The 15,110-nt window shown below is 66.4% G+C and carries 13 protein-coding genes and 1 pseudogene; 5 read left to right on the top strand and 9 right to left on the bottom strand.

All coding sequences use genetic code 11. The features are described from left to right. Positions 1-181: AEC family transporter (locus I71_RS36110; protein ID WP_375731201.1), on the top strand; the 181-nt coding region annotated here is incomplete at its 5' end. Positions 182-560: 379 nt separating this feature from the next. On the opposite strand, the gene I71_RS39870 is transcribed toward I71_RS36110, so the two are convergent. After that, complete coding sequence (locus I71_RS39870; RefSeq protein WP_244433896.1) at positions 561-1,004, bottom strand: hypothetical protein; 444 nt, start codon at positions 1,002-1,004, stop codon at positions 561-563. A gap of 441 nt (positions 1,005-1,445) precedes the next feature. On the opposite strand from I71_RS39870, the pseudogene I71_RS40855 reads away from it, so the two are divergent. From I71_RS40855 to hydA, 4 genes and pseudogenes are all read left to right on the top strand, one after another. Beyond that, positions 1,446-1,526, top strand: a pseudogene (locus tag I71_RS40855) (HAMP domain-containing protein); the annotation flags it as partial. 68 nt (positions 1,527-1,594) lie between these two features. Then, complete coding sequence (locus I71_RS17400) at positions 1,595-2,446, top strand: Zn-dependent hydrolase (protein WP_375731200.1); 852 nt, start codon at positions 1,595-1,597, stop codon at positions 2,444-2,446. 56 nt (positions 2,447-2,502) lie between these two features. Then, positions 2,503-3,213: a TetR/AcrR family transcriptional regulator gene (locus I71_RS17395; RefSeq protein WP_244433895.1), complete on the top strand. Its 711-nt coding sequence runs from the start codon at positions 2,503-2,505 to the stop codon at positions 3,211-3,213. Positions 3,214-3,227: 14 nt separating this feature from the next. After that, the gene (gene hydA / locus I71_RS17390; protein WP_042696101.1) at positions 3,228-4,670 is read left to right on the top strand and encodes a dihydropyrimidinase; all 1,443 of its coding nucleotides are present in this window, start codon (positions 3,228-3,230) and stop codon (positions 4,668-4,670) included. 48 nt (positions 4,671-4,718) lie between these two features. On the opposite strand, the gene I71_RS17385 is transcribed toward hydA, so the two are convergent. The 8 genes from I71_RS17385 to I71_RS17350 form a co-directional block, all read right to left on the bottom strand. Then, entirely contained in the window at positions 4,719-7,280 is a 2,562-nt protein-coding gene (locus tag I71_RS17385) for a DUF4347 domain-containing protein (RefSeq protein ID WP_042696100.1), read from the bottom strand. A 338-nt stretch (positions 7,281-7,618) separates the two neighbouring features. Next, on the bottom strand, positions 7,619-8,899 hold the full coding sequence (locus tag I71_RS17380; RefSeq protein WP_042696099.1) for a TRAP transporter large permease: 1,281 nt from the start codon (positions 8,897-8,899) through the stop codon (positions 7,619-7,621). Beyond that, complete coding sequence (locus I71_RS17375) at positions 8,890-9,399, bottom strand: TRAP transporter small permease (RefSeq protein ID WP_042696098.1); 510 nt, start codon at positions 9,397-9,399, stop codon at positions 8,890-8,892. Before I71_RS17375 ends, I71_RS17380 begins: the two co-directional genes overlap by 10 nt. Positions 9,400-9,630: 231 nt before the next feature. Next, positions 9,631-10,605 carry a TRAP transporter substrate-binding protein gene (locus tag I71_RS17370; protein WP_199902205.1) on the bottom strand — a complete coding sequence of 325 codons (975 nt, stop codon included), beginning with the start codon at positions 10,603-10,605 and terminating at the stop codon, positions 9,631-9,633. A gap of 739 nt (positions 10,606-11,344) precedes the next feature. Next, positions 11,345-11,986: a TerC family protein gene (locus I71_RS17365; protein ID WP_042696097.1), complete on the bottom strand. Its 642-nt coding sequence runs from the start codon at positions 11,984-11,986 to the stop codon at positions 11,345-11,347. A gap of 268 nt (positions 11,987-12,254) precedes the next feature. Further along, a complete protein-coding gene (locus I71_RS17360; RefSeq protein ID WP_042696096.1) occupies positions 12,255-13,316 on the bottom strand; it encodes a Gfo/Idh/MocA family protein in 1,062 nt (353 codons plus the stop codon). Then, positions 13,316-14,164 carry a GntR family transcriptional regulator gene (locus tag I71_RS17355; RefSeq protein WP_042696095.1) on the bottom strand — a complete coding sequence of 283 codons (849 nt, stop codon included), beginning with the start codon at positions 14,162-14,164 and terminating at the stop codon, positions 13,316-13,318. Before I71_RS17355 ends, I71_RS17360 begins: the two co-directional genes overlap by 1 nt. A gap of 153 nt (positions 14,165-14,317) precedes the next feature. Next, on the bottom strand, positions 14,318-15,110 hold a 793-nt coding region (locus I71_RS17350), incomplete at its 5' end, for an FAD-dependent oxidoreductase (RefSeq protein ID WP_042696094.1).

The following is a 15,110-nucleotide window of genomic DNA, read 5'->3' as shown; positions in this document are numbered from 1 at the left end:
GCCGCCCCTGTGGGTCGTTCCGGCCGTGANCGCTGCAGCCCTGCCCATTGGCATCAACGCTTATGTTTTCGCAGAGCGCTACAACGCCGGGCGCGAGGTGGTGTCGATGTCGCTGCTGATCTCCACCCTGCTGTCGCCGGTATCGATCTCCATCGCCTTCATGGTATCCTCCATGGGCTGAAACCCCGGATGCCGTTCTTGCGGATATTGTCCGTACTCTTACGAATTCTCTGACGTCTTGGGGGCGGCCGCCGACCGGTCCGGCAGGAGCGGCGGGCACATTCCGTGCCTTTAATGGTGAGATTGCCGGATCGCTGTGATTGATGGGCGAAGAAAACCCTGCTAACCTCCAAATCCGCGCCATAAAAGGTTTATCTTTATCGGAAAAGCTGTGTCCTGAGCAAAAGGGAACACGGTCTGTGCAAGATGGGCGAGGTGATTGCGGAGCCAGTTGGCTTTGGCCTTGGCATCATTGGGTTTTTGCCTCTTCTTACATATTATAGTATGAGCAAAATGATTGTGAATCGGTTTCGGAGAAAATCTGTTTGAATTGTGTCAGATCAAAGATCTGGTGCAAAAGCAAAGGCAATAGTCATCGAGATGAGTTTTCCGGCCATGATGACGCGACGATGGCGGTGCCGACCGGCCAGCCGCCTCGAAATCAATGCCGGAGCCAGCACGGGAACCTGTTCCTGCAACGCCTCATCGACCGGAGTGGCGTTGTGCGGCAACCGCAAGTTCCTCCGTCCCAATGCCATGCCGGATCGTTCACGCCACCGACCGCCGGCCGACGCAGGTGCCCCATGACCCTCCTCAACAACTTCCACATTCCCGTCAAGATGGCTGTTCCGGCAACGACGGCGATCATCGGCATGCTGGTGATCGCCGTGCTTGGCTGGTCGGCGATCACCCAGCAGTCGACCCTGCTCGATGCCCTGTTCAACCGATCCTTCACCCGGGAAGCGGAAATCCAGGGCCTCACCGACACCCTGACCGTTGCCCACGCCGGCATGTACCGGACGGTGATCCTCAGCAGCGCGAATGCGTCGCCGAAGGCGGTGGAGGAAGAAATGAAGGCCCTCGGCGCCCAGCTCGGCCGGCTGAAGAGCCAGTCGGAAGCGCTGAAGGGCGCTGCCGCCGACAGCGAGGAGGAGGGCAGATATTTCGAGCGGTTCGGCAGCGATGCCGCCACCTATCTGGCGAAGGTGGGGAGCTTTCTCGACCTGCTGAAAATGGGTGTCGACCCGCTGGATTTCCTGCAGGAGGTGCAGGCGGCCTACACCCGCCTGCAGGGGACCAGCCGGGATTACCTGACCTACAAGCGCAAGGTCTCGACCGACGCCTATGCCGAGGTCAATGCATCGGTCGACAACACCACCCGGGCCTTCATGGCGGTGGCCGCAGGCGCACTGCTGGTGACGGTCGGCGTCGCCCTGTTCATCGGCATGAACATCGCCCGCCCGATCGTGCGTCTGACCGACGTGATGGAGCGACTGGCCCGTGGCAATCTGGAGACGGACATCCCTGCCGCAGACCGTGGCGACGAAATCGGACAGATGGCCCGCACGGTGCAGGTCTTCCGGGAGCCCCGGCCATGGTGGCGTCCGGCGTCTTCGCCGGGGTGTTCGATCTGGAGTATGGCCTGTCGCGCGCCGACCTCGACGGCAAGACGATGGGCGAGGAGCTGGCCCGCATCGGCTATGCCGGCGACCGGGAGGTGGGTGGCCGCAAGGTCGGTGCCTATTTCGAGGCCCACATCGAGCAGGGGCCGATCCTGGAGGCCGAGGGCAAGACCATCGGCGTCGTCACCGACTGCCAGGGCCAGCGCTGGTACGAGATCACCTTCACCGGCCAGGAGGCCCATGCCGGCCCGACCCCGATGGTCCGTCGCAAGGACGCCCTGCTGGGAGCCGCCCGCGTCGTCGATGCGGTCAACCGGATCGGCCTGAAATACGGCCCGCTGGCCTGTGCCACCGTCGGGCTGATGCAGATCCACCCCAACAGCCGCAACGTCATCCCCGGCCGCGTCTTCTTCACCGTCGATTTCCGTCATCCGGACGACGGCATCCTCGCCGCGATGGACGGCGAGCTGCGCGCCGAGGTCGAACGCATCGCCGGCGAGATCGGGCTGGAGAGCGACTTCAAGCAGATCTGGTACTACGCCCCGATCGCCTTCGACGCCGCCTGCGTCGCCGCCGTCCGCAAGGGGGTGGAGCGCACCGGCCACAGCTTCCGCGACATCGTGTCGGGCGCCGGCCATGACGCCTGCTACCTGTCGAAGGTGGCGCCGACAGGCATGGTCTTCATCCCCTGCATTGACGGCATCAGCCACAACGAGGTCGAGGAGACGACCCCTGAATGGTCGACCGCCGGCTGCGAGGTGCTGCTGCACGCCGTGCTGGACCGCGCCAACGCCATGGCAGAGCAGGTGAAAGCCTCCGCGTGATACGCTCCCTCTCCCGGGACGGGAGAGGGCTCTTGGCAACAGCAATGGCGAAAGCGATGGCGCGAACGGCTGCCGAAACCACGGACACCCCACAGTCCCAGGGCCGCATCCGGCGTGAGAATGTCGAACGGATCCTGAAGGCGGCCGAGCGCGTCTTCGCCGAGGCAGGCTTCGCCGGCGCCACCATGGCCGACATCGCCGAGCGGGCCGGCCTGCCCAAGGCCAACCTGCATTACTATTTCGGCACCAAGGACGACCTCTACCGGGCGGTGCTCGACAACATCCTGCGGATGTGGCTGGCGCCAATTGCTTCATTCACCCCCGACGCCGATCCGGCGACGACGCTGACCGCCTATGTCACCGCCAAGATGGAGGTGTCACGCAGCCGCCCGCACGCCTCCAAGGTCTTCGCCAACGAGATCCTGCATGGCGGCACCCAGGTCGACCGCTTCCTCGCGGAAGACCTGAAGGCGCTGGTGGACGCCAAGGCGGCGGTGATCGACGGCTGGGTCGCCGCCGGCCGCATGGCCCCGGTGGACGCCCGGCAGTTCCTGTTCATGATCTGGGCGGTGACCCAGCATTACGCCGACTTCGACGTCCAGATCCGCAAGGTGCTGGGCCGCCGCAGCCTGACCCGCCAGGATTTCGCCACCATGACGGCCGAAGTCCTGCGCATGGTCCTGCGCGCCGCCGGCCTGCCCGAACCGCAAATCGCCGAACCCGACCTATCCGAAACGCCCGACACCTCCGCCCAACCGATCCTTTGAGGGAGCGCCCGAGCATGTCCACCATCCTGATCCGCGGCGGCACCGTCGTCACCGCCGAGCAAACCCGCCGCGCCGACGTCCTTTGCCAGGACGGCATCATCACCGCCGTGGGCGACGCTCTCGACGTGCCGGCAGGGGCAGAAATGGTGGATGCCGGCGGCTGCTACGTCATGCCCGGCGGCATCGACCCGCACACCCACATGGAGCTGCCCTTCATGGGCACGGTAACGACGGAGGATTTCTTCAGCGGCACCGCCGCCGGCTTCGCCGGGGGGACGACGATGATCATCGACTTCGTCATCCCCAACCCGAAACAGAGCCTGATGGAGGCATACCACACCTGGCGGGGCTGGGCGGAGAAGGCCGCCGGCGACTACAGCTTCCACGTCGCCGTCACCTGGTGGGACGAGAGCGTGCGGCAGGACATGGGCACGCTGGTGGCCGACCATGGCGTGAACAGCTTCAAGCATTTCATGGCCTACAAGAACGCCATCATGGCCGACGACGAGACGCTGGTGAACAGCTTCCAGCGCTGCCTGGAACTCGGCGCCATCCCCACCGTCCATGCCGAGAATGGCGAGCTGGTCTTCCAGCTCCAGAAGAAGCTGCTGGCCCAGGGGCTGACCGGACCGGAGGCCCACCCCCTCTCCCGTCCGCCGGAGGTGGAGGGCGAGGCCGCCAACCGCGCCATCCAGGTGGCGAAGGTGTTCGGCGTGCCGGTCTACATCGTCCATGTCTCGGCCAAGGAGGCGCTGGCCGCCATCGAGCGCGGCCAGAACGACGGCCAGCGCGTGTTCGGCGAGGTGCTGGCCGGCCATCTGCTGATCGATGACGGGGTGTACCGCAATCCCGACTGGGACTTCGCCGCCGGCCATGTCATGAGCCCGCCCTTCCGTCCCAAGGAGCATCAGGACGCGCTGTGGCGCGGCCTCCAGGCGGGGCATCTGCACACCACCGCCACCGACCATTGCTGTTTCTGCGCCGAGCAGAAGGCGATGGGCCGCAATGACTTCACCAGGATCCCGAACGGCACGGCCGGCATCGAGGACCGCATGACCGCGCTGTGGACCCACGGCGTCAACACCGGCCGGCTGACGATGAACGAGTTCGTCGCCGTGACCTCGGCCAACGCCGCGAAGATCTTCAACCTCTACCCGCGCAAGGGCTCGGTCAGCGTCGGGGCCGACGCCGATCTGGTGGTGTGGGATCCGAAGGCGACCAGGACCATCTCGGCCAAGACCCAGATGCAGAAGGTCGGCCTGAACATCTTCGAAGGCATGACCGTCACCGGCACCCCGGCCTACACGCTGAGCCAGGGCCGCATCGTCCATGCGCTGGGCGAGAGCCGCGCGGTGCGCGGCGCCGGCCGCTACGTCAACCGCCCTGCCTTCCCCCCGGTCTACGAGGCGGTGCAGAAGCGCAACGCCCTGAACGTCCCGGTCGCTGTGGAGCGGTAAAGCGATAATACCCAAAATCCCCTCTCCCCAGGGGGGAGAGGGAGTGGCTCACCCCACCGAACTGGCGAACAGGAAGTTCTCCGCCGTCAGGCTGTTGCGGTCGACGCCCATCAGCTTGATCGAGTTGAAGGCGCCGAGGTCGATGGACAGGTCGGCGCCGTCCTGCGTCGAGTGGGTCAGCACGCTGTTCAGGCTGGTGAAGCCGCCGATGCTGCGGATGTCGATCACGTCGCCGCCGCTGCCGGCCTGGAAGTCGCCGATGACGTCCCAGCCGTCGCTGGCATGCTGGACGAAGGTGTCGCGCCCGGCGCCGCCGATCATGTAGTCGTTGCCGGCATTGCCGGTGATGGTGTCGTTGCCGCTGCCGCCGGCCAGATAGTCGCCGGCCGAGGTGCCGGTGATGGTCTGGCCCGGCGTGCCGCCGGTGCTGCCGCCGCCGGCGCCACCGCCAATGGCGGTGAAGGAGAAGTTGGCGGCGGTCAGGCTGCTGCGGGTGACGTTGGCCAGGATGGCGCTGTTGTTGTTGTCGAAGTTCACGACGGTGTTGGCGCCGTCCTGGACGGTGACGGCCATCACAGAGGCGAAATCCTTGAACCCGCTCCAGCCCGCGACATTCAGCACATCGCCGCCGCTGCCGGCCTGGAAATCGCCGATATAGTCCCAGCCATCGCCCGGCTTGAAGACGAAGCTGTCGCTGCCGGCGCCGCCGGTCATGTAGTCGTTGCCGGCGTTGCTGATGATGGTGTCGTTGCCGCTGCCGCCGGCCAGATAGTCGCGGCCGTCGGTTCCGGTCAGCGTCTGGCCGCCAGGACCACCGCCGGTTCCGCCGCCTGTGTTGCCACCCCCCGTATCGCCGCCACCGGTCGATCCTCCGCCCTGGCCCAGCGTGATGGTGTTGCCGGACAGGCTGATGTTGGACGCAGCGAAGCTGCCGGCGATGCGCAGCGTCAGATCCGACCCGGCGGTGGCGTCGAGTCCGACATGGACCAGCGTGACGCCGTTCACCGTCTCCGCCTGGACATGGCCGGCGGTCAGCGTGCTGCCGTTGCCGCTGCCGACCGTCCCTGACAGCGCGGCGCCGACAATGGCGAAGGCGTCGCCGGTGGCCGCACCGGTGATGCTGCCGAAGGCGTTGCCCTGCGCTGCGGTCATCGTCACGGTGTGGCGCTGGCTGCCGGTCAGGGCCAGCGTCTCGACGCTGGTCAGCGTCATGCCGCTGATGTCGATCTTCGGCGAAGCGACGTCGTTGTAATATTCGAGATTGTAGCCGTTGTAGCTGGTCAGATTGTCCGACCGCAGCTCCAGCGTGTCGGTCCCCGCACCGCCGTCGAAGCTGACGGTGCCGGCATCGTACTGGCTGACCACGATGTAGCGGTCGTTGCCGGCATCGCCATAGATCAGGTCGTTCTGGGTCTGGGCGTAGCTGCCCGAGCTGACGATGCCGGCCAGGATGGTGTCGTCGCCATCGCCGCCATAGACGGTGTCGCGCTCCCAGTCGCCCTTCAGCAAATCGTTGCCGGCATCGCCATAGATCAGGTCGGCACCGCCGCCGCCGGCCACCGTGTCGTTGCCGAGTTCGCCATGCAGCTGGTCGTTGTCGGCGCGGCCGTACATCAGGTCGTTGCCGCCGCCGCCGAAGACGCTGTCGTTGCCGTCGCCGGCCTCCAGCGTGTCGTCGCCGGCCCCGCCATGCTCGACGTCGTTGCCGCCATGGCCCCAGAACCACACCGCGGTGTCGCCGGCGGTCAGGCTGTCGGCATATTCGGAGCCGACCCAGCGCTGGATGTTGACGAAGGTATCGCCCGCCGCCTCGCCGGTGTTGTTGGCGCCGTTGGTCAGGTCCAGCGTCAGGCCGCTGGTGGCGTTCTCGTAGGTGACGATGTTGAAGCCGCTGCCACCGACATAATGGTCCGCGCCCAGCCCGCCATTCATGGTGTCGCCGGCCGACTGGCCCGTGTTGCCGCCGCCGACCAGCGTGTCGTTGCCGACGCCGCCGATCAGGCTGTCGTTGCCGGTGCCGCCGACGATGCTGTCGTTGCCGGCCAGCCCGTTGATGGTGTTGCCGCTGTTGTCGCCGATCAGCGTGTCGTTGCCGCTGGTCGCCGTGCCGCTGTAGCCGAGCCGGTGCGGCCAGGCCTCCGCCCCGGCGAACGGGCGCGCGGCCAGGATCGGGCCGGTCGCCACGTCGAGATCCCAGGAAGCGCCCTGGTCCGCCTGACCGTCAGGATTGCCGACCGGATGGCTGGCGGCGGCGACGCGGGCGCCGGTGACGGCGGCCAGACGCTCCACGAAGCGGCGGCCGTTGCGGCCGGCCCCGACATCGCAGGCGTGGATCAGGATCTCGCAGCCGGTCGCATCGGGCCAGCGTCGGTCCAGCAGCGCGCTGCTGTCGAGCGGCGTCGCCCCAAGCTTCACCACGCCCGGCGCGCCATGGGCGATCAGGTGGACAGCGGCCGGGCCGGCGTCGCGGGCGGCCTCCAGCGCGTCGGACAGCAGGCCCAGGGCGTCCTCGTCCGCGGCGACCCGGACCACCGTCACGTCCGGCGCATGCCGGCCGATCAGCGCATCGATGTCGGCCAGAGCGGCGTCGGCAAGAATGATCCCGTGCATGGAAACCCCTTTCTGGGGAATTGTTGGAAGTCGCTTGCGCGTTCTGTGATGTACGGGATCATGTCCATCGAACAACATCCAATAAGCCGATCATTCCTTGGAATGTCCATGCCTCCACCGGGCGACCTGTTTTCTCCGGATCAGAGAAAAGAGCGCATCCCTATCGATTTGGTCGAGTTCCACTTACCTTCGCACAACAGGAAGATTGCCCCGATATTTCCAGGGACCGAAGTAGCCGCGGCGGAATACCTCCGAATTGAGGCTGGCCGTGGATCCGGGCAAAAAAAGAAGGGCCACTCGCGTGGCCCTTCCCGTCCCCTGAGATGGTGAGTCGCTGCCTATTTGAGCAGGTCGTGCACGAACATGGAGGCTTCCGGAACCAGGGTCACCACCAGCAGCGTCACCCACAGCGCCGCCATGAACGGCCACATGGAGCGGACCACCTTGCTGACCGGGACCTCGCCGATGGCGCAGCCGAGGTAGAAGGCGGCGCCGACCGGCGGGGTGTTCAGGCCGATGGTGCAGTTCAGCAGCACGATGATGCCGAACTGGACCGGGTCCATGCCGTAATGCATGACGATCGGCAGGAAGATCGGCGTGCAGACCAGGATATGGGCGGCCATGTCGAGGAAGATGCCGAACAGGAACAGGGCGATGTCGACCATGATGAAGACGACCCAGGGGGTCGTGCTGATGCTGCTCAGCGCCTCGCCGGCGATCTCGGCGACGCCGTAGATGCTCATCAGATAGCCGAACATCGTCGAGATGCCGATCAGCAGCAGCACGATGCCGGTGGTCTTGGTCGCCTTGGCCGCCGCCTTGAGGAAGTCCTGCCAGCTCAGGCTGCGATAGACGAACACGGTCAGCAGCAGGGCGTAGAGCACCGCCACCGCACCGGCTTCCGCCGCGGTGAACACGCCGGACAGGATGCCGCCGACGATGATGACCATGATGAACAGGCCGGGAAGCGCCACCGCCAGGCTGCGGGCGACTTCCGCCCAGCCGGGGAACTTGCCCGACGGATAGGCACGGGCGCGGGCGACGAAATAGGCCGTCAGCAGGTTGGCGATCGACAGCATCACCGCCGGAACCGCGCCGGCCATGATCAGCGAATTCATCGACACGATGCCGCCGGCGGCCAGCGAGTAGATGATCATGTTGTGGCTCGTTGGCATCACCGCGCCGACCAGCGAGGAATAGGTGGTGACGTTGACGGCGTAGTCGGCGTCGATCTTCTCTTTCTTCATCAGCGGGATGAGCGCCGAGCCCATCGCCGAGACGTCGGCCACCGGCGAACCGGACACGCCGCCGAACATCGTGCAGGCGACGACGTTGGTCATGCCGAGACCGCCGCGGACATGCCCGACCATCGCCTTGGAGCAGCGGATGATGCGGTCGGCGATGCCGCCATACATCATCAGCTCGCCGGTGAAGATGAAGAAGGGAATGGTCAGGAAGGCGAAGACGTTCATGCCGGCGGCCATGCGCTGGAACACGACGGCGATCGGCAGGCCTTCGTACAGAACGGTGGCGAGCGACGACAGCCCGATGGCGAACACCACCGGCATGCCGACGACCAGCCCAAGCACGAAGGTCACGCAGAGAATGGTCAGTGCCATGACGGGGTGACCTCCAGGTTCAGGACGCGAGCGATGATGCGCTCGATGGCGAAGACGACGATCAGGATGCCGCCGATGGCCAGGGGCAGATACGACCAGCCTTGCGAGATCGGCAGTCCGGGATTGACGTATTCCCACATTTCCCAGCTGAGGACGGCGCCGCCCCAGGTCATGAACAGGGCGAAGACGATCATCCCGAGATAGACGACGATCTCGGCCGCGTAGCGCACCCCTTCGGGGGCGAAGGTCAGCAGCGATTCCATGCCGATGTGGCGGCCGTCGCGGACACCGACCGCGGCGGCGAGGCAGGTCACGTACAGCACCATCACCAGCGCCAGAATCTCGGTCCAGGCCGGCGAATCGTTGAGGATGTAGCGGCCGTAGATCTGGGTCAGCACCGCGATCAGGATCACCATCAGCCCGAACACCGCCAGTTGCAGGCAGAGACGGGACAGTCTGGCGTTGAAGCGGAAATATGCACCGAGCGCACCCGTGATCATGGACGTCTTCAATCGGTGCTCTAGGGGCGGGGCCAGCGTGTGCTCAGCCATCCGGATATCTCCTTGTATCCCCAGGGTGAGGATGATCGGCACGCCATGGCGCAAGCGCGCCACAGCAGCCGCAGCGCCGCCGCAGCGGGCGGGCCGGCGGGCACGGGTGCCGTCTTCAAAAAGGGGTGCGTGGCGCGGAGTGGGCCGGCCCGGCCGCCGGAGCGGACGGGCCGGCGGCTGTCACTTGGACTGCTGAATGCGGACCAGGAGATCCTTCAGCTTCGGATCGGTCAGGAACTGGTCGTAGACCGGCTTCATCGCGGCCTGGAACGGCGCCTTGTCGATGCTGATGACCTCGACACCGGCCTTCTCGACGATGCTCCGGGACGAGACCTCCATGTCCTCCCACAGCTTGCGCATGTAGGGGACCGAGTCCTTCGCCGCCTTGCGGACCATGGCCTTTTCTTCCGGCGTGAAGCCGTCATAGGTCTTCTTCGACATCAGCAGGACGTCGGGAGCCATGGAGTGCTCGGTGAGCGTGAAGTACTTGGCAGCCTCATACTGGTGCGAGGACTGGTAGGTCGGCCAGTTGTTCTCGGCACCGTCGATCAGTCCGGTCTTCAGGCCGGTGAACACTTCGCCGGTCGGCATCGGCGTCGGGTTGGCGCCGAGCAGCTTCATCATGGCGACCCAGACGTCCGACTGCTGGACGCGGATCTTCAGGCCTTTCAGATCGTCGATCTTGCGGACCGGGGTCTTGGTGTAGAAGGAACGCGATCCCGAATCGTAGAAGGCCAGGCCGATCATGCCGTGCGCATCGCAATCGGCAAGGATTTCGTCGCCCAGCGGGCCGTCGAGGACCGAGCGCATGTGCTGGGTGTCACGGAAGACGAAGGGCAGCACCGGCACCATCATCGCCGGGCAGATGGTGTTGAGCGTGCCGGCATTGACCCGGAGGAACTCGATGGCGCCGAGCTTCACCTGCTCGATGGTGTCCTTCTCGGACCCGAGCTGGGAGCTGGGAAACACCTTGATGGTGTATTTGCCGTTGGTGGCCTTGCTCAGCTCATCGCTCATATATTGCACGGCCTTGACGGTCGGGTAGTCGGGCGGCTGAACATCGGCGGATCGGAACTGACGAGCCTGCGCCTGGGCAACAGTCAGCGCCATCATGCTGGCAACGCTGGCCAGAGCCAGTTTCTTCATAAAGCTCATTCGAGTCTGCTCCTGTCTTGACGTTTCACTTTGAACGAACTGGCTCAGCGATCCGTCGGGTTGGTGGCTCGCATCGCGTGAAACACGGTGTATTCACCGTATCTTTCTTCACACACTGATTATGACAGCCCCATTCGCAGCGCTATTATTCTTCAGAAAATGTGACGAACAGCGCTCCATGATCTGGTTTTGTCGAATAATTACATTGGCGCCGAAGCCCTGCATGGCGTCGGAGTGGTGCTGTCGGCGTTCGGTCGCTCCATCCAGAGCACCCAAGGCACGATTGATGTATACTAATATATTACAATCATTGGCAAGTAGTTTTCCTGCTGTAAAGTTCGGTGGAGAAAATGTCGCATGTCAGCGGCACCGGTTCCGGCGCCAGTATCAAACCATCGTCATGCGTGACTTATTGCCGCATTTCCCAATATCACTGACAAGGCCAAACAAACCTCATGCTCGACAGTCCCCATCGCGAGGCTGTTCTTCCCGCCGATGCCGATGCTGCGGAGCATGGCCGGCGGACCGGTCTTTCCGGCGCTTAGGATATTAGTATATCAATCTGCGCGCAACCCTGAAAGTTCAAGGCGGCAACAACCCTCCGGAACTCTTGCCGGAGGGCGTCGGGCGCGGGAGGGCGAAAAGCCGCCCACGTCAATGGTATTTGGCCACCGGCCGGCCCGCTGCCGGCGGCGCGGTGCGACAATCCGCCACCCCTGCGCCGCCGGCTGCCGGACCCTCAGGCGTGTCCGTTCACCAGCGGCCAGACTTCCTGGGCGCCGCGATAGATCATGTCGAGGGCGACATAGAGGATGATGGCGAGGCCGACATAGGCCAGCCAGCGGTGCTTGTGCAGGACTCGGGCGATCAGGCTGGCAGCGAGACCCATCAGGGCGATCGACAGCGTCAGTCCGATGACCAGCACCCCCAGATGCTCGCGCGCGGCCCCCGCGACCGCCAGCACATTGTCGAGCGACATCGACACGTCGGCGACGACGATCTGCCAGACCGCCTGCCCCAGCGTCTTGCGCGGACCGGATGCGGCGGCCCCATCGTCATTCTCCAGCGCGTCGACCGCCTCATCCTCGTCCTGGGACTGGCGCAGCTCGCGCCACATCTTCCAGCAGACCCACAGCAGCAGCACGCCGCCGGCCAGCAGCAGCCCGATGACCTGGAGCAGCTGGGTGGTGACCGCCGCGAAGGCGATGCGCAGCACGGTGGCAGCCAGGATGCCGATCAGGATCGCCTTGCCGCGATGCTCCTTCGGCAGACCGGCGGCGGCCAGACCGATGACGATGGCGTTGTCGCCTGCCAGCACCAGATCGATCATGATGACCTGGAGCAGCGCGAACAGCGCCTCGGTGGTGAAGAATTCCATCATTTGGGCACGAGTCCTCGCATCACGATCAGTGTGGGAGGAGAGGCCGTGCAGGGTCTTCCGATGACCGGCCGGGCCGCGCCGATGGCGTCGGACGGGAAGCGCCGGTCAGGGGCAAGAGGCGCGGGCCGCTCCTGATGTTCCCAGTCCGACATCGCAACCGGTGACGGTTGCCAGAGGGGCCCGGCCTGGTTCTGGCGCTTTACGCCAAAGCGGCGGATTCCGCAAGGCCGCGCTTCCGGCCTGTGGAACGGCGATCAGGACCGATGGTTCAGGAAACGCCGACGTCCACGCCCACGCCGCTGCCGGATGCCTCCAGAATCGCTTCGATCAGCCGGTGGACCTTCAGCGCCTCGCGCCCGTCCACCCGCGGCCGACGTCCCTCGTCCAGCGCGTCGAGAAAGTCGCACAGCACGGCGCGGTGATGCTGGTGGGAGAAGGCCATCGGGTCGGCGCCGCCGCCCAGCGTGGCATCGTCCGCGCCGGCGGCGATGCGCTCGCCACCGATCAGCTGCACCTCCAGCCGGTCGCCGCACAGAAGGGCGGAGCCGCCGGTCCCGGCGATCTCGATCCGCTCCGGATAGCCGGGAAAGGCGGCGGTGGTGGCGTTCACCGTCGCCAGCATGCCGTTGTCGTAGCGCAGGGCCGCGGCGACCACATCCTCGGTGTCCATGCCCACATCCCTGTCTGTGTCCGCGCCGCGCAGGACGCTGGTCGCGGCGAAGCCGACGACCCGATCCGGCAGGCCAGCCAAGCTGACAAAGGCATCCAGCGTGTGGATCGCCTGGGTCAGCAGCACGCCGCCGCCATCGCGCGCCTTCCTGCCGCGGCCGGGCTGGGCGTAATAGGCGGCGTCGCGCCACCAGCGCACCGACACCGCCGCCGTCAGCGGCCGGCCCAGCGCACCGTCGCGCATCAGCGCCGCCAGCCGTTCGACCGACGCGCGGAAGCGGTGCTGCAGCACGACGCCCAGCGTCAGCCCGGCCCCCTCCATCGCCGAGACCACCGACCGCGCGCCCTCCGGGGTGGCGTCCAGCGGCTTCTCCAACAGCACATGCTTGCCGGCGGCGGCACAGCGCGCCACCAGATCGGCATGGCTGTCGGGCGGGGTCAGCAGCAGGACGGCCGACAGCGCCGGATCGTCCAGCAACGCCTCCAGCCGGTCGACCGCCGGCAGGCCGTGGCGGGCGGCGAAGGCGGCCCGGCGCTCGGCCGACGGGCTGAAACAGCCGGCCACCTCCACCCGGTCAGCCAGGTCGACCAGGCTCTGCGCATGCGGTGCCGACGCCATGCCCAGCCCGACGACGCCGATGCGGCGGCGTTGGGCGTTCATCAGACGGCTCTGTCCAGGGCAGGCAGGTCGTCAGCCATATCGGCGGTCAGGCTGCCGGAGAAATAGAGTGGCGCGGCGTTGCGCACGTCGTCCACCGTGATCTGCAGATTGTCCAGATGGCACACCAGGCTCTGTTCGGCCCGGTCGGGATCATGGCCGGCGATGGCATCGACGATGGCCTCATGCTCGGCGATGACCGTGCGCATGCGGCCGGGGACCGGCAGGGTCAGGCGGCGGCAGCGATCGAGCTGGACCTTGGCCTGCTGGATGATGGTCCAGAAGCCGGGATAGCCCGCCATCTCGGTGATCTGGGCATGGAAGGCCTCGTCGGCCTGATGGAAGCCGTCGGCGTCGCCCTGCGCATCGACCTCGCGCTGGTGTTCCAGGCAGGCGCGCAAGGCTGCGATCTGGCTGCGGTTGGCCCGTTCGGCGGCGAAGCGCACGGTCGCCCGTTCCAGCACCTTGCGGATCACGCCGGCTTCCGGCAGCGCGCCCAGCGGAATGCGGGCGACGAAGGTGCCGGACTGCGGGAAGATCTCGATCAGCCCCTCGTCCGCCAGCCGCAGCACCGCCTCGCGCACCGGGGTGCGGCTGACGCCATAGGCTTCGGCGATCTGCTTTTCGGCGATGGGGTCGCCCGGCTTGCGTTTCAGCGACACGATCTCCGCCCGCAGGTCGCGGTGGATGGCATCGGCGGCGGTCGGACCGCGCCGCATGTCCCGCCGTGCCGGCGGTCGGGCCAGCAGCGCAGCGGCCTTGGCCGGCGGGACCGGCGGGGTCGAGATCGGGTGCGATTGCGGGGGAGCGGCGAAGGAACCGGTTTTGGCCGGCGGGTTGCCCGATGGCATGGCGTCCAGCCTCCTCAGAAGCGAATGCCCCATAATACTAATATATCAGATGTGGCGGCAAGCTATTTCGCTCATCGTCCGTTCGGACCGGGGTGTGACAAAGGCGCCCTCATTCCCGTCATGGCTGTGGAGAGGGCGCGCGAAACATCCTCCCTACAGCTCCGCCGCCAGCCGGGTGCCCTGGGCGATGGCGCGCTTGGCATCCAACTCCGCCGCGACGTCGGCACCGCCGATCAGATGGACCGCGATGCCGGCAGCCTCCAGCGGGGCCTGCAGATCGCGCAGCGGCTCCTGCCCCGTGCATAGCACGACGGTATCGACCGCCAGCGTCTGCAGCCGCTCGCGCTTTTCGCCGAAGCTGACGGTCAGCCCCTCATCGTCGATGCGCTCGTAATTGACGCCGGACAGCGCCTGGATGTTCTTCATCTTCAGCTGCGCCCGGTGGATCCAGCCGGTGGTCTTGCCCAGCCCGGCGCCGGGCTTGCTCGCCTTGCGCTGGAGCAGCACGACCTCGCGGGCCGGCGGCGTCAGGTGGGGGCGGATGCCGGCGACGCCGCCGCGCGCCTCGGCCGGGTCGGCAACCCCCCATTCGGCCCGCCACAGCGCCGGGTCCAGGCTGGGCGACGCGCCGTCGTGAACCAGGAATTCGCTGACGTCGAAACCGATGCCGCCGGCCCCCACCACCGCGACCCGCCGGCCGACCGGCTTGGCGCCGCGCAGCACGTCGATATAGGTCAGCACCTTCGGATGGTCCTGCCCGGGGATCTTCGGGTCGCGCGGCACCACCCCGGTCGCCAGCACCACCGCATCGTAGCCGGCGTCCGTCAGGTCGCCCACCGTCACCCGCCGCCCCAGATGCAGCGTCACGCCCGTGTCGGCCAGCCGGTGGCGGAAATAGCGCAGCGTCTCGTGGAACTCCTCCTTGCCGGGGATCCGCTTGGCCAGG

Origin of the sequence: Azospirillum sp. B506 (genome assembly GCF_000333595.1) — a bacterium.
GTDB lineage: Bacteria > Pseudomonadota > Alphaproteobacteria > Azospirillales > Azospirillaceae > Azospirillum.
The sequence above is the reverse complement of the archived record's forward strand: the minus strand, read 5'-3'. Positions and strand labels throughout refer to the sequence as shown.